Annotated in this window: 18 protein-coding genes; 1 reads left to right on the top strand and 17 read right to left on the bottom strand. The window is 40.9% G+C overall.

Annotation, left to right across the window (positions count from 1 at the left end; all coding sequences use genetic code 11):
* Positions 1-39: 39 nt before the first annotated feature.
* From ABC361_RS10330 to ABC361_RS10360, 7 genes are all read right to left on the bottom strand, one after another.
* On the bottom strand, positions 40-3,591 hold the full coding sequence (locus ABC361_RS10330; protein ID WP_413073907.1) for a dynamin family protein: 3,552 nt from the start codon (positions 3,589-3,591) through the stop codon (positions 40-42).
* A complete protein-coding gene (locus ABC361_RS10335) occupies positions 3,588-4,091 on the bottom strand; it encodes a YpoC family protein (RefSeq protein ID WP_413073908.1) in 504 nt (167 codons plus the stop codon). Before ABC361_RS10335 ends, ABC361_RS10330 begins: the two co-directional genes overlap by 4 nt.
* A complete protein-coding gene (gene nth / locus ABC361_RS10340; RefSeq protein WP_413073909.1) occupies positions 4,084-4,743 on the bottom strand; it encodes an endonuclease III in 660 nt (219 codons plus the stop codon). The genes ABC361_RS10335 and nth overlap by 8 nt, the downstream gene beginning before the upstream one ends.
* A 10-nt stretch (positions 4,744-4,753) precedes the next feature.
* The gene (locus ABC361_RS10345) at positions 4,754-5,464 is read right to left on the bottom strand and encodes a DnaD domain-containing protein (RefSeq protein WP_413075752.1); all 711 of its coding nucleotides are present in this window, start codon (positions 5,462-5,464) and stop codon (positions 4,754-4,756) included.
* Positions 5,465-5,598: 134 nt separating this feature from the next.
* On the bottom strand, positions 5,599-6,900 hold the full coding sequence (asnS, locus tag ABC361_RS10350) for an asparagine--tRNA ligase (RefSeq protein ID WP_413073910.1): 1,302 nt from the start codon (positions 6,898-6,900) through the stop codon (positions 5,599-5,601).
* Between the two features lie 81 nt (positions 6,901-6,981).
* Positions 6,982-7,476 (bottom strand): cell wall elongation regulator TseB-like domain-containing protein, encoded by a 495-nt coding sequence (locus tag ABC361_RS10355; RefSeq protein ID WP_413073911.1) that lies wholly within the window; start codon positions 7,474-7,476, stop codon positions 6,982-6,984.
* 8 nt (positions 7,477-7,484) lie between these two features.
* Positions 7,485-7,664, bottom strand: a complete 180-nt coding sequence (locus ABC361_RS10360) for a YpmA family protein (protein ID WP_413073912.1) — start codon at positions 7,662-7,664, stop codon at positions 7,485-7,487.
* Between the two features lie 130 nt (positions 7,665-7,794).
* Here ABC361_RS10360 and ABC361_RS10365 point away from each other — a divergent pair, with 130 nt between their 5' ends.
* Positions 7,795-7,974, top strand: coding sequence for a hypothetical protein (locus ABC361_RS10365; protein WP_413073913.1), 180 nt, complete (start codon positions 7,795-7,797; stop codon positions 7,972-7,974).
* A gap of 138 nt (positions 7,975-8,112) precedes the next feature.
* On the opposite strand, the gene ABC361_RS10370 is transcribed toward ABC361_RS10365, so the two are convergent.
* The 10 genes from ABC361_RS10370 to bshB1 form a co-directional block, all read right to left on the bottom strand.
* Positions 8,113-9,417 carry an amidohydrolase gene (locus ABC361_RS10370; RefSeq protein ID WP_413073914.1) on the bottom strand — a complete coding sequence of 435 codons (1,305 nt, stop codon included), beginning with the start codon at positions 9,415-9,417 and terminating at the stop codon, positions 8,113-8,115.
* A complete protein-coding gene (gene dinG / locus ABC361_RS10375; protein WP_413073915.1) occupies positions 9,417-12,212 on the bottom strand; it encodes an ATP-dependent DNA helicase DinG in 2,796 nt (931 codons plus the stop codon). Before dinG ends, ABC361_RS10370 begins: the two co-directional genes overlap by 1 nt.
* 27 nt (positions 12,213-12,239) lie before the next feature.
* On the bottom strand, positions 12,240-13,166 hold the full coding sequence (locus ABC361_RS10380; RefSeq protein ID WP_413073916.1) for a tetratricopeptide repeat protein: 927 nt from the start codon (positions 13,164-13,166) through the stop codon (positions 12,240-12,242).
* A 65-nt stretch (positions 13,167-13,231) separates the two neighbouring features.
* Entirely contained in the window at positions 13,232-13,615 is a 384-nt protein-coding gene (panD, locus tag ABC361_RS10385; RefSeq protein WP_413073917.1) for an aspartate 1-decarboxylase, read from the bottom strand.
* Positions 13,615-14,469 carry a pantoate--beta-alanine ligase gene (gene panC, locus ABC361_RS10390; protein ID WP_413073918.1) on the bottom strand — a complete coding sequence of 285 codons (855 nt, stop codon included), beginning with the start codon at positions 14,467-14,469 and terminating at the stop codon, positions 13,615-13,617. The genes panD and panC overlap by 1 nt, the downstream gene beginning before the upstream one ends.
* Positions 14,466-15,305, bottom strand: a complete 840-nt coding sequence (panB, locus tag ABC361_RS10395) for a 3-methyl-2-oxobutanoate hydroxymethyltransferase (RefSeq protein ID WP_413073919.1) — start codon at positions 15,303-15,305, stop codon at positions 14,466-14,468. Before panB ends, panC begins: the two co-directional genes overlap by 4 nt.
* 206 nt (positions 15,306-15,511) lie before the next feature.
* Positions 15,512-16,483, bottom strand: a complete 972-nt coding sequence (locus ABC361_RS10400) for a biotin--[acetyl-CoA-carboxylase] ligase (protein ID WP_413073920.1) — start codon at positions 16,481-16,483, stop codon at positions 15,512-15,514.
* A gap of 17 nt (positions 16,484-16,500) precedes the next feature.
* Entirely contained in the window at positions 16,501-17,607 is a 1,107-nt protein-coding gene (locus ABC361_RS10405) for a CCA tRNA nucleotidyltransferase (protein WP_413073921.1), read from the bottom strand.
* Entirely contained in the window at positions 17,597-18,748 is a 1,152-nt protein-coding gene (gene bshA, locus ABC361_RS10410) for an N-acetyl-alpha-D-glucosaminyl L-malate synthase BshA (RefSeq protein WP_413073922.1), read from the bottom strand. Before bshA ends, ABC361_RS10405 begins: the two co-directional genes overlap by 11 nt.
* Positions 18,749-18,755: 7 nt before the next feature.
* Positions 18,756-19,454, bottom strand: coding sequence for a bacillithiol biosynthesis deacetylase BshB1 (gene bshB1 / locus ABC361_RS10415; RefSeq protein WP_413075753.1), 699 nt, complete (start codon positions 19,452-19,454; stop codon positions 18,756-18,758).
* Positions 19,455-19,476 lie beyond the last annotated feature (22 nt).

Consider the following 19,476-nt stretch of genomic DNA (forward strand, 5'->3'; position numbering starts at 1 on the left):
CGAATAAAACAGAGAAAAAGCGTAGGGGTTTTACGAACCCTACGCTTTTTTTGCTTGCAGCCAAGCTTTTATAACGTTTATTTCCGTTTGTAGATCCTGCTGAATTGCTTTCGTATTTAACTGCTTTCGCTTTGCAAGTTCAAGGGTTATTTGCTGATCAAGCATTGCTTTACACTCTTTGAATACATCATTTGTTTCATGCTTAAGCCAGTCCTTACTCCTCCCTTCTTCTTCTCTTAATCCTGTACGGATTTGTTGGACAAGCTCATCAATCAACTGTTCTTTTACTTGCTTTACTTGCTGCTGTTCGAAAAACGTTTTTAATGACGTAAATTGACTTACATGTGACTGAATAGGAAGCGTACTTGTTAACAAATCAGGCGACAGATGAGAGGCAAAGCTCTTTTTCATTTTTGGAAATGGGAAGCCTGGTATATCTGTCTGAAAGGTTTGTTGCCACACCTTTTTCCACTGCTCAAACGAACGCTGTAACTCAAGGGAAAGTCGAATTCTCGTCGCTTTTAGCTCTTGATTCACATAAAACACACTGTCTTCATTCCACGACAGAAGCTGCTGTTCAAGTGCTTCTTTTTGTTTTTTTCTTGAAGAACCTACAATGGTCGCTACATTTACAAATTCAATGAAACGGTCCCGACTGATATAGGGGGTTCGTTCACGTAAGTAAGCAAATAATTCACTTGCCTCTTGCTCTACTTCCATCAATAACGACGCTGCTTCATCCTTATAAAACCCTTGCTGCGCCTTTGACAGGCTTTCTTCATACCGAATGAGCTGTGTGGATTTTTCATGATCTGTTAAAGAAGCAAAAGTTTGCGCGTCTTGTAAATAAATCAAATATTGCTGAACATGTTCGACAAATTGTGTTCGATTCGCATCTTTCAAAGCACGAAGCATCGGTCCATATAATTCTTGTTGAAATTGTTGAAAATCAGTTGATGAAGACACTTTCATAAGAGCTTCTTTGCTTGAAAGCGAAAATAATGCAGGTCGATCGATGCCCGCTTCTTCTAATGAACGGGATACAAAAGACTCTACCCCTTGCCGCTCTTCTTCGTTTGCGGCTAGGTCAATGGCATTTAAAACAAAGTAAAGCTTTTTAGAAGAAAAGTGTTGATTCATCTTTCCAAGCTGCTCGATAAACTGTGCATCTGCTCGTGAAAATGAATGATTGTAATAGGTTACATACAGAATCGCATCTGATGCTTTAACTTGTTCGTAAGCAACATTCGTATGTCGTCCATTAATTGAATTTACCCCAGGCGTATCGACTAACGTTAACCCTTTTGCAGTCCATTCGCATTCATAATAAATCGTTACTCGGGAAATAAAACAAGCAACTTCTTCATGAACAATTTTTTCATTCAACTCATTCATTGATACCATTTCTTCTTGTTCTAACCACGATTCATATTTTTTCATGCTATGTTGCAACGTTTCAATGTATGAGAGGGCTTGTTTTTTTGCTGCTGTCGTCACCCGATACGTTTGCGTTCGGAATCGTTGAAGTTGTTCAAGGCTCACAGTTACTTCGAGCAGTTGCGAGATTGACGCGAGCTCTCCTCTAAGTTGTTCGTATGACTTATATTGAATATGAACGTCGCCATGGCCGTAATCATCAGTAGGACGGGTCACAGTCGTCACAGTTGCCGTTGTTGGATGAGGGGATGACGGCAAAACAATTCCGCCTAACAAAGCATTGGCCAGACTTGATTTTCCTGCACTGAAAGCTCCGAATAGCGATAGGGTAAATTGTTCTGTTGTAATGTGTTCAGCTTCTATTTGAAGTCGCTGATGCCAATCTTGTGTGACGTCGCTTTTGTTTAACCGCTTTAATTCAGTTTGCAAATGATGAATATCTTCGTCTGAAATACCTAGCGGTCGCTCAGCAACATGTTCTTTTTTTGCTACTGATGTTAAGATCGTCTTGCCAACACTTGCTTTTACTTGGTTTTTCCACGTCGTATCTTCTTCTTCAAAAATAACGTTTTGGTTTATTTTCTCTTTTAATACTTTGGCAAACGCCCCGCGATCATCTCGTTCATTTGCTTCTTTGTCTGCTAAGCGCTTTAATGCTTCCTTTTTGTCTTTTTTCGCAACGTAATGCGCTACATATGGTTCAAGCTCTTTCATTTCCCGATATTGTGCTTGTGCCTGCTCGCCTTGCTTTTGATCATACGCTGTTAATTGTTCATTTGCATCGTCAAGGGCATCAACTGCACGCTGTTTTAGTTGTCGTTTAATCGCTTCTGTACGATCTTTCGTAAATTGATACACAAAAGAATCAGCAAAAGTTGAGTCCGGGACTCCTTCATCTAAAAAAGCAGGAGAAACCGTAAACGCCACATTATGAACCAAACTTAAAAAACGCTGCTGGTTTGACATTTCAGAAAGTGGAAACGATTGCAATGTTTGTTTTAAATGAAACACGACTTGTTTGTTGATCTGATCATTTAATTCCTCTATGACTTCTGCTTGGCGCCGTTGTCGCTCCTGCATGACTTTCCGTTTTGACGACAAGAAACCAATTTTAAAATTTGGGCGCATTGCGTGCAACCAGTGGAGCGTTTTTTCTGTTAGCATCGAATTAAAAAGCGTTGCTTGCCGAAATAAATCGTCCCATTCTTTTAATACACGCTGCTGCCGATTTTTTGATCCAGCTTCCGTCTCTTCTAATGCTTTCAAACGTTGACGATACATTTCTATATCATCCAGCTCAAACCCGATTGATTGAATTGTTTCTTCAAGGGAGGCGCGCTCCTCTTCCCAATCATCTTCAATTCTGCGCTGGATCGATTTATAAAAGCTATATTCAATCTTTTGTTTGCCAGCTTGAACTAAGTCACGCCCATAGTAAAAAAGCGAAAATAACGCATTCTTCAAGCGATCAAGCTCATCATAGGGAGAATCTTTAATTGTTGTTACATAGAAGCCTTGATACTGGATCGACCAATTCGCCAACGTTTCAATAATGCTGTCTTTATAGCTTTGAAAAGAAAGCTCCTCTTCATTGTGTTTATCGATTTGATTTACAACAATGAACAAAGGCTTTCCTTCGTCTGATAATTGCTTTAAGAAGCCGAGGTTGGTTTCGGACTTCACATGATTATAATCCATGACATAAAGCAAAATATCTGTTGTAAAAAGCGCTTCAAGCGTCATATTTTGGTGGGTTGGGTCCGTTGAATCGACTCCTGGGGTATCGACTAAACTACCGGCGTGTTTTAAAAATGGAATCGGTGCATAAATATTAAGCTTTTCAACATTGGCTCCATCCATTGCATAGCGTTTAATTGCTTCCCAATCGATTTCTCCACGAAAAGATTTTTCTGAACCGTCAACATGAACAACGATTACCTCTAGATCCCCGTATGCGATCGTGATTTGATTTGCACTCGTCGGAATTGGGCTAGTTGGTAAAATGGAGACACCTGTTAGATGATTAATAAGCGATGATTTCCCAGCAGAGAAATGGCCACTTAACGCAATCGATAATGTCTGTTTTTCCTGAATTCGATGCCATTGCTTGATTTCATATTCCGTTAAATCCAGCTGCTCTTTCGTATTATTCACAGTTGACTTCCTCTCTTTAACAGATTGACTCGTTCATTCAATTTCTTAAGGTCATCCATAAAGGAACATAATTGAACGAATGCTCGATCATTTTGATGGGATAAAATAAAACCCAATCGATCTTGCGCATTCAAAGGCGTGTAAGCAAATGAAGATATGGCTTGCTTCAGATTCATTAAATCAACGTTTTGACCGTTTAGCCAAAATAGTGCCTGCACCATCATCGCTTTCATGACATTTTGTTCATGCGCAATTTCTTTTGCTTTGCCTTCTTTAAAGTAAGCCTTATACGTAGCTTGATTATTCTCAAACGAGTCGACTAAAATACGAATCGCTTCCGTTGCACCCGTTTGCCAAGGTTTCGTTAACATCGTAATATCTTCAGAGAATGGATGCGCCCACTGACGCTCCAAAAATGTATGAGACGGATGAATAATTATGTGCGCACCATTTTTATAAAACGGCTGGACACAGAAAGACAGAGGAACGACTTTATCCATGTTCCTCTACCCCTTTCAATCGTTTTTTTCCTTCTCGACACATAAATGCTAATGGACACTGTTGACATTGTGGGTTTTGCGCCTTGCAATGATAGCGCCCAAAGAATATCATTCGATGATGGGCGTCGGACCAATCAGGTTTATGGATCTTTTTCTCGAGCGTTTCTTCTACTTGTTTAACCGAATCTTTCCAACGACAAATGCCTAGTCGCTTTGACACTCGCTCAACATGTGTATCAACAGCAATTGCCGGTATATTAAAGGCAACGCTTGTCACAACGTTTGCCGTTTTTCGACCTACCCCAGCAAGCGCCTCTAACGCCTCTCTTGCAGCAGGTACGTCACCACCGTGGTCGTTAATAAGAGATTGCGCCATTTTCTTAATGTTTTTTGCTTTATTTCGATACAACCCAATAGAGCGAATATCCATTTGTAATTCCTCTAAATCAACGGCGATATAATCTTCTGGTGTTTTATATTTAGCAAACAAGCCAGGCGTAACACGGTTCACTAGGGCATCTGTACATTGGGCCGATAACATAACAGCAATGAGCAGTTCAAACGGATTTTTATGAATCAGTTCACATTCGGCTTCTGGAAACATCTCTCCCATTTGATCAACCGCGTATTGGGTATCTTTTTTTGATAACATCTTCTGCTCCTTACAAATTTTCTAGCCAATTAAATCCAGGAATGTTTTCGGATTGTGTTGGTGCTTGTCTGCGCTCTTTTTCTTTCGTTGGGATTGGTGTTTTTTTTCTAAAACGCTCACTATGAGCATGTGCCTGCTCTACGGTTTTAATTCCATTCCGTTGCCATTCAAATAAAATACGGTCAATATAACGGAAATTTAGTTTACCCGAAATGACCGCTTCTTTTAAGGCAGCTTGAATGAGTGCCAAAGTATGCGTATCTTGATCGATCCACATGGAAATGGTCTCTACTTCAATAGGGGATAAAGGGCGTGCGAATTCTTGTTCAAACTGCTGAAACAGTTGGCCTTCCTGTTCAGCCGCTTTGTTTCCATATTTTTCGCTTTCCTTTGTTTCCAGATGCTGAATGAGCAGCACCCAAAGTGGTTCGAGCGAACAGTATTCATACATCATATTCGTTTCTTCGTCGCGACTATTTTTTATAAGTAAAAGCCGTTTCCGTACAAGCTGTCCAATTTTTTCGGCACACTCTTCTACTGAAAGCGTCATTTGTTCACTTAACGTTTGTGGCGTCGGAAATGAATCGCCACTATCAATTAAGCGTTGAATTTGTATTAAAAGAACGAGCTCTGTCTCGTTTATGTTCAGTTTTGCATAATGTTCTAAAAGAAGATGAGGCACAGTTACTTGTTTTTGCTGAACCCATTTCAATGCTACCATTTCATTCACAGTTACCACCTCTAACTCCCTAAGTATAACACGTTTTTCTGCCTCTAGGCAGTAGAAAAGCAGAGCATGATGAACATGAAAAAACCCTTCAACGTAAGTAAATACGTTAAAGGGTTTGTCCATTTTTATGGATATAGACGATTTAATAATCGTGGAAACGCAATCGTTTCACGTACATGTTCAATGCCTGACATCCATGCAACGGTTCGCTCAAGACCTAAACCGAAACCAGAATGGGGCACAGATCCATATTTTCGAAGATCTAAATACCATTGATACGCTTCTAACGGTAATCCATGTGCTTCAATTTCTTGTTTTAATAAATCATAGTCATGGATTCTCTCAGAGCCACCAATAATTTCACCGTATCCTTCAGGCGCAATAAGATCTGCACATAGGACAACATCATCACGATCTGAAGCCGGCTGCATATAAAACGGTTTTAACGATTTTGGATAATGCGTAATAAATACAGGCTTATCATAATGCTCTGCAAGTGCCGTTTCATGTGGTGAACCAAAATCATCGCCCCACACAATGTCATCAAAGCCCTTTTTATGTAAAAGCGCAAGGGCATCATCATATTTTATACGTGGAAACGGCCCTTTAATTGCAGCAAGCTTGTCTTTATCACGTTCAAGAAGATCAAGCTCCAGCTCACAATGAGTTAACACATGCGCTGCTAAGTGACACACATACGCTTCCTGAATGTCTAAGCTCTCTTCGTGCTCCACAAATGCCATCTCTGGTTCAATCATCCAGAATTCAATTAAGTGGCGACGGGTTTTTGATTTTTCCGCCCGGAACGTTGGTCCAAATGTGAACACACGGTTCAACGCCATTGCACCTGCTTCAGCATAAAGTTGACCACTTTGGGAAAGAAACGCGTCTTCTTCAAAGTATTTTGTGTGAAACAATTCCGACGTTCCTTCTGGTGAACTCCCCGTCAAGATGGGTGAATCTAATTTTGTAAAGCCATTCGCAAAAAAGTACTCGTAGGTTGCTTTTATGATCTCGTTTCGAATTTTCATGACCGCATGCTGTTTTTTTGAACGAATCCATAAATGACGGTTATCCATTAAAAATTCCGTTCCATGTGCTTTCGGTGTAATTGGATACCCTTCTGCTTCATGAATGACTTGAAGATCGGTCACAGTTAATTCGTAGCCGAATGCAGATCGATCGTCTTCACGAACAACCCCCGTTACATAGAGCGATGTCTCTTGTGTTAACCCTTTTGCTTTTTGAAAAAGTGCCTCTTCTACATCGGCTTTCACAACGACGCCTTGAATAAAGCCCGTTCCATCGCGAAGTTGTAAGAACGCAATTTTGCCGCTCGAGCGTTTGTTGGCGAGCCATGCTCCGATTGTTACTTCTTGTTCTACATATTGACCCACTTGGGAAATGGTTGTTTTCAAATCTTTCATTCCTCCTGAACGTACAATTCGTCCTTTATTTCCGACTAACATTATAACTGAGCGCTTCTTAAAAGTCGATAGCACTCCATTTTAAGGCGCTGTATGAATGCTGTAACTTTTTAAATACTCACCTGTCTCAAACAACGTATAATAAAATACTCGTGAGCCATTTGTCACGTAGGTAAATTCATAAACAGGCTGTCCATTTTCAATCCCCAGTTGGATGGATTCAAACGACGCCACATTTAACTCTTCTGCTACAGTATCAACCATTTCATTTTTTTCTACACCATCTTCTTGGTTAAACAGATAGTATTCTTCTGTTTCTTCCCAATCTTGGTTCATAAATAACAGTTGATTTTCGTTTTCTTCATTCGCACCAGATAAGACCCAGTAGCTTTCTCCGCCATGGTAGTAGGTAACATCATCAACTTGCGTTAACATTTCTTCACTTAAAGCAAGAGATGCACCATCTTCCGCTTCCGCTAACAAAGGGGATCGGATCGTTTGGTACAGCCAAATACTTAACCCGCTTACGAGAAAAATGCCTGTTATTAAAGCAATATAAATGCCTTTACGTCTCATAGTTCCCTCTACACTTCATAAATGGTAAACACAATTTTTTCTTGATCTTTTTCATCGAGCGCAAACCCAAACGTTAAGCCTTTATCTTTTAACGTGCGATTTAATTGATCAACCACCTTATAAAAATCATCTGTACGGTCAACCGTAACAGTTGATAAAACTTTCATTTTTGTATCTGCATTTTCCATTTTTTCTTCACTCGCCTCTCTACGTTAAAGTATACCAACCAATATCTAGACTTCTCCACAAACTTTACTAAACATAGCCTGTCTTCTTCGTGGCAAAATAGTACTACGCCAGCAGAAGGGGGGCGTTCAAATGGAACAAAACGGCTTAGCCGATTGGTTTCAGCAACATAAGGACGAGTGGTCCTTACTTCGCAGAGGAAACCAAACGTTGGAAGACATTTGCTGTTTTCCATTAAAGCAAACAGTGTTTCCTGCTGTCTTTTATCCAACAACTGCAAGTGCAGAGGATATGCAGGCTGAAATCGATTAAAAACCTTCTACCTACACCTCACGACGCTGCCGTATGTAGCGTTTTGCTTATCGACAAGATCGATAAGCTTTTTTTTATAACGATATATGGAAAATGTATCAAAGGAGCTCATGCTTTTCAAGCTAAACAGCAAGAACCTCACCCTTTTTTTGTTTGAATATGGCGTTTTGCTTCAAACAAAACTTTTTCTTTATCCATCGTAGTAAACGATTTGTTTTCATAAAGTGGCTTTCCTTGCACGTACATATCAGTTACATCTGTTCCTTTCGCAGAGAAAACAAGATGAGAAACAAGATTTTCTTCTGGTAAAAAGTGAGCTTGATGTGGAGAAAGCATAATAAAATCGGCTTCATACCCTTCAACTAACGCACCCACATTCTTTTGAAACAAAGCTTTTGCACCATTTACCGTCGCCATTTGTAACCCTTCGTACGTTGTAACAAGATCTGCTTGTTCGTTAACCCCTCGTTGTAGCAAGACAGCGAAACGCATTTGCTCAAACAAATCTAAATGGTTATTTGATGCAACAGAATCTGTTCCGAGCGAAACGGGAATATCATGCTTTAGCATTGACGCAACTTGCGCGACGCCAGAACCTAATTTTAAATTGCTCATCGGGTTATGAGAAATCATGGCACCATGCTTCTGAATGAGTTCAAAATGTTGCTCGTACATATGAACACAGTGAGCGAATAACCAGTCTGTACCTTCTAATAAACGCCGCTCTTCTAATAACTCTAACGGGTGCATACCGTGTTGATCCATATAATCGTGAATTTCTTTTCTTGTTTCAGCAAGATGCATATGGACAGGCAAATGTTCATTTCGTGCAGCTTCCACAATTCGTTCAATGTAATCCGGCGGGCATGTATATGGCGCATGAGGCGCTAACATCGTTTGAATACGACCGTTTCCTGCTCCACGATAAGAAGTCGCAAATGCTAGTGACTCCGCTAATTTTTCATCTTGTTCTTCTTTTGAACAGAGTCCAATAACCGATCGCATTAAAGTAGCACGTAATCCTACTTTTTCAATTTCCTCAGCAAAAGCTGGTAACCCTAGATGATACATATCAACAAATGAGGTTGTACCCGATTCGATCATTTCAATCATGCTGATGTCTCTGGCCACTTTTAAAGTCTGCGAATCAAATTGCCTCTCATTCGGCCATATTGACTGTTCTAACCAATCTTGTAATGGCTGATCGTCATTTATTCCTCTTAGCAAAGACATGCCAGGATGTCCGTGGGTGTTCACCAAACCTGGCATTAGCCATTTTCCATTCGCATTTATAACGGATGTAGCTTCTTTTTCTTGAGCTGAAGGGTCGCCTGAACGAATTGTGACGATTTCTGTGTGATTGAACCGAATGTAGCCGTGATCAATCACCGTTTCCTCATTATCCATCGTAATGATTTTTGCATTAAAAATGAGTGTATCCACTATCGTTCCTCCTGATTATTGACATGCTCTTGAAGTAGCTGCTCAAATTTCCCTTCATAAACCGGTGTTGTCGGCAATGACTCTAAAAATGTCTTTCCATATCGCGTTGTGACAACACGTCTATCAAAAATGAAGAAATTACCTCTGTCAGTCGTTGTTCGAATTAAACGGCCAAACCCTTGGCGAAAACGAATAACGGCTTGGGGTAAAGATAGATCTGTGAACGGATTCTCACCATTTTCTTTTGCCGCATTAATTTGTGCACGGGTTAACGGTTGATTTGGAGGTGAAAACGGCAGCCGCACAATAATTAAGTGTTCGAGTGCATCACCTGCTAGATCAATGCCTTCCCAAAAGCTATTTGTACCAAATAAAATACTCGAACCACTTGTTTGTTTAAATAATTTCAATAGACGTGATCGAGAACCACTAGTGATCCCTTGACCGATCAGCGTAAAACAATGATCTTCATCTAAATCTTTTACGTACTGATAAACTTGTTTGAGCATATCGTAAGACGTAAACAGAACAAGTGACTTTTTATGTGTCGCATCCGTTAACCGCCACAGTTTTATGGCAACATCCTGAATAAACAGTTGATCATTTTGACCTCGAACATCAGGAATATCTGTCGGAATAAGCACGTTTAGTTGTTTGTCATAAGAAAACGGCGAAGCAATTTGCTTCGTTCGCACGCCGAAATCCTCTAGCCCCAAGCGCTTTAACGCATAATCAAATGATTGTTTTATCGTTAACGTTGCTGATGTTAAAACAACACTTTTCTTTTTCGCAAAAAACTCATCTGCTAAGCGATCATGAATGCGAATTGGCTTAGCGTACAAATACGTCGCATTTTTTGCCCCTTTTGGCTCTACTTCAATCCAATACACATAGTCCTCATCGTATTCCAATAACAACTCATAAAGCTGGGTAATTTCTTCTTCGAATGAAGCCATCATTGATTTAAAGTTAGCGAAAGATGATTGTTGTTGATAGTCAAGCTCATCATTCGTTTCTTGATTGAGCTGCGTTAAAAATTGTTTAAGAACAGATTGACTACTCATTTGAACCCGCATCGCGCATTCTAAGATGCCTTGCCAAAGCAAACCTTCTTCATTAAAACTTTTATACACATAACTTACTCGCCCAATGTCGGTTGCTTCTGTTTGCCTTTCGTTCACAAAAGCATGAAGCATGCGAAATAATTCTTCAACATCATCTTTTATTTCTGTTAAGACAGCCATGCTGTCCTTCTCCATTTGTGCAAAAGTCTCATTTTGCTGATGTTGGCTAAAGAACTGCAACAAACGCGATAACGAGAAACCGATGGATAAATGATTAACAGACAACCCAAAATAATCAATGGCGGTTTCTTCGAGATGATGGGCTTCATCAATGACAGCATGACTATAGGTTGGGATTATCGCTCTTTTTTGATGAACATCTGTCATTAACAACGCATGGTTAACAATAATGACATCTGCTTGTTTTGCTACTTTTCTAGAACGATGAAAGAAGCACCGTGAAAACCAAGGATTGAACCGACCTAAATCAGAGGAGGCATCGCTTTGCACCGTGCGCCAAAATAATTGACCACCGCTTGATAAATTTATTTCTTCTACATCACCTGTAGACGTTTCTAAAAGCCAAACAAGAATTTGTGCTTTGGTTAATTGAACATCGTATGACCCGTCTTCACGATCTAAAATCGCCTCTTCAAACTTTCTTAAATCTAAATAATGCTGTCTTCCTTTTAACACTGCTACATTTACTGAAATGCCTAATGCATTTTTTATTAGCTTAAGGTCTTTTTTCAACAGTTGCTCTTGTAAAGGGATCGAATAAGTGGAAAGAACGACTGGCTTTTGAGTCTGTTTCGCGTAGTAAATACTTGGAATTAAGTACCCTAATGTTTTGCCTGTACCTGTTCCTGCTTCAATTAGCGCATGCGCGTAATCTGAGAACGCGTCATAGACAGCACTCGCCATTTCTTCTTGTCCAACACGGACTTCATAATGCTCAAACTGGCTTGCAAGGGTCCCATCTTTTGAGAAGAGTTGTTTTTCAAATGCTTCGAATGTATCCGGCAAAGCTTCTTTCTCTTTTTCTTTCTCATCATGTATGACACGCTTTAATGCAAGTTGCCTAAACACATCCACTGTTTCATCTTCTTGGTTCAGTTCTTTTAAAGCACGGTCTATGCCTTGGTCAATTAAAAAAGCCCAATCACTCTTTAAAGACAGCGTTACTTTTTTTAACACTTGTAACGTAATTAATGGAAGCTGTAAGAGCTTTTTATGTAAAAAGATAAACAGTTCCGCCGTCATTTCAGCGTCACTGTCAGCTTGGTGAGGCCTTGAATGATCCATATCAAAATAAACGGTTAGATCAGACAATTTATAACTATCTAATGTAGGTAACAAGGCTCGACTTAATTCCACCGTATCAATGGTAAAGCAGGTTGGAAATGAATAGCCAACACGTTCCAACTGCTTCTTTAAAAATCCTTTATCAAACGGAACATTATGCGCAACAAAATGACTTCCTTCTAAAAATGCAAGGACCTCCACAGCTACTTCTTCAAATGTAGGGGCACCTTTTACATGTTCTTCAGAAATTCCCGTTAACTCAGTGATAAAAGGGGGAATATCACAAAGCGGATCGACAAACGTTGAAAATCGATCTGTAATTCGATGACCTTCCACCTTTACAGCTCCAATTTGGATAATCCGTGCTCCTTGATCAGGAGAATTCCCTGTTGTCTCCAAATCAAGCACGACATAAGACTGTGACACTTCTACACCTCAATTCAAAACCCGGCCTTACTTCATTGTTGCTTGAATCCATTCATACGATTTTTTCGCTTCCGGGTCGGTATGGCCAAGTTCACTTAATAAATGAACCGCTCTTTCATCGCCAGATAATGCTTTATTCCAAGCAAATCCATGTAGCCAACGTGGTTCTTTGCCTGATTGTATCATTAAATGCTCATATGCATAACACGCTAGCTCATGTTCGCCTATCCATTCCATTAAGTGCGCTACAGCGACTAACGCTGTTTGCTCATGAAGATTTTCAATGACTTGTAAAAAAGCTGCCCGAGCTTCTTCCAACTCACCTCCTTGCACAAGAGACAGAGCTAATGCGTAAAGACCATCAATATCCTCTACGTGGTAAGCATAGTGTCGAAAACATGTAGTCGCGTATTCGTAATTCCCTAACGTAAAATAGCAGACACCTAAATTATACATGAGTTCATGATTTTCTGCTAAGGGTTGCGCTTTTTCTAAATACTGAATAGCCGTCTCGATATCATTTTGAACAATGGCAATCAACCCTAGTCCTTTATACGCCAAATGCGTCATTAACGCTGGTGTTTCTAAGAACAGTACATACTGGAATTGCGCTTCGCTCTCTGCTAAATCATTTTGATACAAGGAAGCATAGCCTACATACAAACAGCGTATTCCGTCCTTTTCCACATGCTCTTCTTGTTTTAATTGCGCACACGCTTCTTGAAACTGACCTTGATCAAACAAGATTGTTCCTTTAGATTGATACTGATATAAGTGAGCTTCCTCTTTGACTTTACGCTTCAACTCCTGCATAGATTCATCCAATGATCCCCATGTCGTCAACAGCAGCTCAACCTTTTCCTCTAACGTATCCATTTGCTTCGTTTGTTGTTTAAGCGGTAACGCCCATACTGATTCATACAAGCTGTACCATTCGTTTAACCATTCTTTCAAAAAAATCCCCTCCCAGCAATATGCTCTACTCACAGTTTGCATGTTTATGGGAGGGAATATTCGATTTATAAGACGGTAGAAGCTGGTTCTGTTCCTAACATTTCTACAATCGTATTGGTTTCGTCTAAAATGGCCACTTTAGGAGTGTGCACAAGGGCTTCTTTATTTTCAAGCATGACGTAACTCAAAATAATAATCACGTCCCCAGGCTGAACTTTTCGTGCAGCTGCACCATTTAAACAAATTTCTCCTGTGCCACGTTTTCCTTTTATGATATATGTTTCAAATCGCTCACCATTGTTGTTATTAACGATTTGTACTTTTTCATTCTCAATCAGATCGACGGCATCTAGAAGATCTTCATCAATCGTAATACTGCCAACATAATTTAAATTTGATTCGGTTACACGCGCGCGGTGTAATTTTGCTTTCATCATTGTTCGATACATTACGCTTCACCTCGGTTGCTAAAGTCAATTTGAACATGGTCAATGAGTCGAGCGTGCGAGAACTGATAAGCAAGAGCTAAAATCATTTGTCCTTGCGCAATCTCTACTTGTTTTAATGATGGATATTCATATGCTTCTACATAGTCAATGGAGCCGATTGGAATTTGAGCTAACGATGCACGTACTTCCTCAATTAACTCTTGGACGTTTCGCTTGTTAGACGCTTTTGCTCGTTGTAACGCGTCATATAAAAGCGGCGCATACTGTCGTTCTTCGTTCGTTAAATGAACGTTTCTAGAGCTCCGAGCTAATCCATCTTCTTCTCGAACCGTTTTACAGCCTACCACCTTTATTGGCATAAAAAACTCGTTTACAAGCTGTTTAATGATGGCTAGTTGCTGTGCATCCTTTTCTCCAAAATAAGCAGCATCCGGTCTAATAAGTGAAAACAGTTTTAACACCACAGTTGCAACGCCATCAAAGTGACCAGGCCTGCTCTTTCCACACATGACATCCGCACCTTGCTGGACATGAATGATTTGCGAAAATCCATCTGGATAGATGTCTTCAACAGAAGGACAAAAAAGAACATCACAACCTGCTTCACGGGCTATCTTTTGATCGGCTTCAAGCTGTCTAGGGTACGAGTCAAAATCTTCATTTGGTCCAAACTGCAGCGGGTTAACAAAAATGGACACAACGACAATTGAATGATTTGCTTTCGCCGCCTCCATTAATGATACATGCCCTTCATGCAACGCGCCCATTGTCGGCACGAAGCCAATTGAGTGAGTTGGTAAACGGAATTGGTTTAACGCCTGCTGCAATTCTTGCTTCGTTCTCGCAACAATCATTCGCTTCCTCCACCGTATACCGACAGCCAGTCCGAATCTTTCATCGTATATTGGTGCTTTTCCGTCGGGAAATCCCGTGCTTTTACTTCTTGGACATACTGTGCAAGACCATCCTGAATCGTATGCGAGATGTTCACATATTGTTTAACAAATTTAGCGACTCGCTCTGATTCATAGCCAATAACGTCGTGATACACAAGCACTTGGCCATCTGTTTGATTACCAGCGCCAATCCCAATTATAGGAACTGACAGTTGATTAGATAATGCTGTGCCAAGTTGATGCGGTATACATTCAGCCACGATTGCAAATGCTCCTGCATCAGCAATCGCTTTCGCATCAGCAAGCAGTTGTTCTGCTGTTTCTTGATCCTTACCTTGAACAGCGTAACCGCCTAGCACGCCAACGGATTGTGGAGTTAACCCGATATGACCGACGACAGGCACACCAGCGGAAACAAGATTTTTTACCGTATCAGCAATTTCAACGCCACCTTCAAGTTTCACAGCATCGGCCCCTGCTTCTTGCAACAATCGTCTTGCATGATGCGCAGTTTCCGAAAACGAACTGTGATACGTAAAAAATGGCAAGTCTGTTACAACAAATGTGTCTCTAGCACCTCGTTTTACCGCTTTCGTATGGAGGACCATATCGTCAAGCGTAACAGGTACTGTAGAATCGTACCCTAATACAACCATTCCTAAAGAATCACCAACTAAAATCATATCTACGCCTGCACGTTCTGCAAGCTTAGCTGATGGTGCATCATAAGCGGTGAGCATAGCAATTGGTTCTTGCTGTTGTTTCATTTGTAAAAATTGTTTTGTCGTTTTCATGTTTAATGCCTCCAGTTTCATGTGTTCAAATTTGAACTGCATGAAACGGCTTTACCCCCCTGCTCATCGCAAGGGGGTGTGTAAAAGCACATCGCGCTTAGTCTCCGTTCTTCGTTCGAATCGAAGCTAACGATGGCTCTTTCCCATCCATTTATCGGGTGCCGTTCTAGCAGATACAGCCCTTGCATCCATTAGTATAACAAGGGTCAGGAGGTTGTGTCGAGTTCAATATCTCCTGAGTGAATTAGGTGAGTGTTCCCATTTAAATCTGTTATACATAACTGGCCTTCATCTGTTAGCCCACTAGCATAACCTGTAATCACTTGTTTAGCTGTTCGTGCATGAATTTTTTTGTGCAGAGAAATGGACCGAGCTTCCCATAAAGGTTTAATCACATGGAAACCTTCTTCTTGGTAACATCGATAGAGCCATTCAAACTCATTCATCACTTCTGCAATTAAAGTCGCTCGATGAACTTTTTTTCCAGTTTCTTGATAAATGGATGTAGCAATGTCTTTTACATCCGCATGAAAGTCATCTCCGGACTGTTGGCAATTAATACCCATCCCGACAATGACATAATGAAGTTGGTCAGGATCTGCCGCCATCTCGGTTAAGATGCCGACAAGCTTTTTCCCATTAACCAATAAGTCGTTTGGCCATTTAATCTCACAATCGACTCCGGTCACGCTTTCGATGGCTCTCACTACAGCAACGGCAGCGACTAATGTAAGTTGGGGCGTTTGTGCAATTGGAATAGTCGGTCGCAAAATTAAGGACATGGAAATGGTTTGTCCTTCTCCTACGAGCCACTTACGACCAAGTCTCCCTCTCCCTTGGGTTTGTTCATTCGCCACAATAAGCGTTCCTTCAAACCCTTTATTTGTAGCCACTTGATGGGCTAACGGTTGCGTGGATTCTACAGAATTATAAGCAAATACGGTTTTACCAAATGCTTCCGTCGACACTCGCCCTATAATATCATGTGCATGAACTGTATCAGGGCTCTGGAGCAAACGGTACCCTTTATTCGTCGTCGATTCAATTTTATAGCCTTGTTCTTTTAGTGCCTTAATCTGTTTCCAAATTGCGGTCCGGCTAACATTCAACTTTGAACTTATGGCTTCCCCTGACACGTACTCGCCTGATCGTAACAGCTTTACTAATAATGCCTTCATCGTTTGTCCTTTCTCGTTCATACTTGCTTTAACAAACAAGCTCGCTTATTTTCAAGCACTCCCTCAACGACCCCTTTTTCTAATTCTTCCAGCTTTTCTTTAATCCAAGGTCCTGGTTTTGCTGCTGTTTGCTCTAATAAATCTGCTCCCGTTATCGCAAGTTCGTCCTTAGAGTGAATCGCCAATTCATCATGGGCTTCTTTAAGTTGAGTGCGACTGAGAGAAGGCCAGTCTCGTCCTTGACGCATGCGCTCTACATCAAAGGCAACAGAAACCCCTGCTCGATAAAGCATCCAAGGTGTCCAGTTAGATCGTTGTCGTTCTTGAAAAAAACCATATCGCTGTTTAACTTGTTTTTTTAATTGATTCGAAACAGGAAACGAGGAAATGACATGTTCACTTCCTACAAGTACGCTGTACTCTGCCCACGCCCTCTCATCAGTGTCCCATACCACAGAAGACAAACGATGAAGGTACTGATAAATCGTCTCATTTAAACGAAGAGACGGAAGCACTTGTTCCAAGTGAATATATTGTAGAAACGAACCTGCTTCTCCTTTATGAGTCCCTTTTAACACGCCTAACCATTCATGGGCAATTCGCTCACGGGCAATCGTTGAAAAGAGAGGTAGCGCATCGATACAAGCACGTACAGTTTGATCATCTACACTAAAGCCAAGATCACTAATAAACCGCGCTGCACGCAGAACCCGTAAAGGATCTGCTTGGAACACGATATCTGGTTGATACGCACGAAGAATACACGCCTGTAAATCCTTTTGTCCATTTGTATAATCAATCACGTCACCAGAAGCAGTCATGGCTAAACTATTTATCGTAAAATCTCTTGCCTGTAAGTCTTCAACAAGTGACGTTCCTTTAAACGTTGAAATTTCAACTTGAACAGTGTGAAGATGCACACTTACTGTTTGAAACCGTTCGTTAATCCGAAACGTTTTCTTAAAATAGGCTTCAATTTGTTGCGGGGACGCACTCGTTGCAATATCATAATCATGAACATCCCGCTTTAATAACAAATCTCGAACCGCTCCACCAACAAGATAGGCTTCGTGGCCTGCTTCGTTTAATTCACGTAAACACGCGATCACTTCCTTAGGAATCATTGGCGGTATCCTTAAGAAGCATCTTTTCGTACAAGCGCTCGTATTCACTCACAATTCGTTGTGAATAAAATTCTTGCCTCGCTCTTTTTAGCGCCTGCTCTTTAAAGCGCTGATGATTATGAGAATCTGTTAAAAGTTCGAGAGCCCGCTCTGCCACCTGCACCACATCACCAACAGGGACGAGAAAACCACTCTTTTGATCTTCAATCACTTCAGGAATGCCGCCAATTTTCGTACCAATTACAGGAACCCCACAAGCCATCGCTTCTAACGCCACTAGACCGAAGCTTTCTTTTTCACTCAGTAAAAGCATGACATCGCTCATTGATAACAATTCGGCAATATGCTTTTGATTGCCCAAAACAAGCACATGATCGTCCAATTTGTTCTCTTTAATATACTGCCTAGCAATCGGTAGCTCTGGACCATTCCCAATTAATAAAAGCTTAGCCTTCGCCCTCTGTAAAATGAGTGAAAAGCTTTTTAACACATCGAGAATTCGTTTCACAGGACGGAAATTTGAGATGTGAATGACGACATGTTCATCTTGAGCAATCCCATAATGACTCGCTAGACCTTCAACAGGCTTAGGGTAGTAAACCTCTTCATCAACAAAATTATAAACCGTTTCAATTGGCTTAACTGTACCCACTAATTCCTGAGTCTGTCGAACAAGATCTTTTGAAACGGCCGTAACAATATCCGACTGTTCAATGCCAAACCGAATTAAAGGCTGTAAAGAAGGATCAAATCCGAGCACCGTAATATCTGTACCATGCAGCGTTGTCATAATCTTTATGTCTCTGCCGCTCATTTGTTTTGCTAATATCGCACAGACTGCATGAGGAACCGCATAATGCACATGAAGAAAATCAAGTTCATGGGTACGGATAACTTCAGCTATTTTGCTCGCAGCAGACAAATCATGCGGTGGATGCTTAAATACAGCATATTGATTCACTTCCACCTCATGGAAGAAGATATTTGGATACACTTTATCATCAAGGCGAAAGGGAATTTCAGTTGTGATGAAATGGACCTCATGCCCCCTTGAAGCAAGCTGTTTCCCTAATTCTGTTGCTACCACACCAGATCCACCAACCGTAGGATAACAGCTAATCCCTATTTTTTTTGGTTTCAATATCCATTCACCTTTCAAATAAATTTGTTACGTTTAAAGGACGATAGGTCTTAAATCCCTCTGCGTATGTTAAACCCACTTCTTTTGCATACATGCGGTCTCGAGCGATAACAGACTCAATATATTGATCCGTTAGCGGGGTAGGCACCCCTCCATGCGGCTGAAACTGACTCTGATACGCCTGTAAAGCTGCAATCTTTTTTTCATAAACATGCGCGACATCGATGACGAAGTCTGGGTTTGAAAAGCCATTTATGAAATAACTAAAATGCGCATCCACTTTATGCGGTTCGTACTCCGGTAAAAGGTTTCGAATCCCAGCGTCAAAAAGTACGTCCTTCATGATCGCAGCACACGCACCATGATCAGGATGGCGGTCTGGTAGTGGAGTAAATACAAACCTTGGCTTCCATTCCCGAATCCGACGAACAAGATCCAACTTTTCCGCCGGTGAAATCGATGCCAAACCTCGATCCTTTATGCTTAGCTGCTCGCGCTTTTTAACTCCTAATGTTTCAGCAGCTGCTTGAGCCTCTAGTTGACGCGTTTCTACATCACCATTAGAAGATAATTCTGCTTTCGTTAAAGTGAGAAACTGACACGTATAGCCTTCCGCCACATATTTCGCAATTGTTGCGCCCATGCCAATTTCAATATCATCTGGATGCGCACCAACTGCTAACAAATCACACGAATTGTTCGTCATACGAATGCGGCTCACATCCTCT

This window comes from Shouchella phoenicis (genome assembly GCF_047238345.1).
GTDB lineage: Bacteria > Bacillota > Bacilli > Bacillales > Bacillaceae_D > Shouchella.

Bases quoted from the DNA above. Each gene is read 5' to 3' on its own strand.
- ABC361_RS10335 (WP_413073908.1), bottom strand. From the start codon at position 4,091: ATGGATAAAGTCGTTCCTCTGTCTTTCTGTGTCCAGCCGTTTTATAAA.
- nth (WP_413073909.1), bottom strand. From the start codon at position 4,743: ATGTTATCAAAAAAAGATACCCAATACGCGGTTGATCAAATGGGAGAG.
- ABC361_RS10345 (WP_413075752.1), bottom strand. From the start codon at position 5,464: ATGGTAGCATTGAAATGGGTTCAGCAAAAACAAGTAACTGTGCCTCAT.
- asnS (WP_413073910.1), bottom strand. From the start codon at position 6,900: ATGAAAGATTTGAAAACAACCATTTCCCAAGTGGGTCAATATGTAGAA.
- ABC361_RS10355 (WP_413073911.1), bottom strand. From the start codon at position 7,476: ATGAGACGTAAAGGCATTTATATTGCTTTAATAACAGGCATTTTTCTC.
- ABC361_RS10360 (WP_413073912.1), bottom strand. From the start codon at position 7,664: ATGGAAAATGCAGATACAAAAATGAAAGTTTTATCAACTGTTACGGTT.
- ABC361_RS10365 (WP_413073913.1), top strand. From the start codon at position 7,795: ATGGAACAAAACGGCTTAGCCGATTGGTTTCAGCAACATAAGGACGAG.
- panD (WP_413073917.1), bottom strand. From the start codon at position 13,615: ATGTATCGAACAATGATGAAAGCAAAATTACACCGCGCGCGTGTAACC.
- panC (WP_413073918.1), bottom strand. From the start codon at position 14,469: ATGATTGTTGCGAGAACGAAGCAAGAATTGCAGCAGGCGTTAAACCAA.
- panB (WP_413073919.1), bottom strand. From the start codon at position 15,305: ATGAAAACGACAAAACAATTTTTACAAATGAAACAACAGCAAGAACCA.
- ABC361_RS10400 (WP_413073920.1), bottom strand. From the start codon at position 16,483: ATGAAGGCATTATTAGTAAAGCTGTTACGATCAGGCGAGTACGTGTCA.
- ABC361_RS10405 (WP_413073921.1), bottom strand. From the start codon at position 17,607: ATGATTCCTAAGGAAGTGATCGCGTGTTTACGTGAATTAAACGAAGCA.
- bshB1 (WP_413075753.1), bottom strand. From the start codon at position 19,454: ATGACGAACAATTCGTGTGATTTGTTAGCAGTTGGTGCGCATCCAGAT.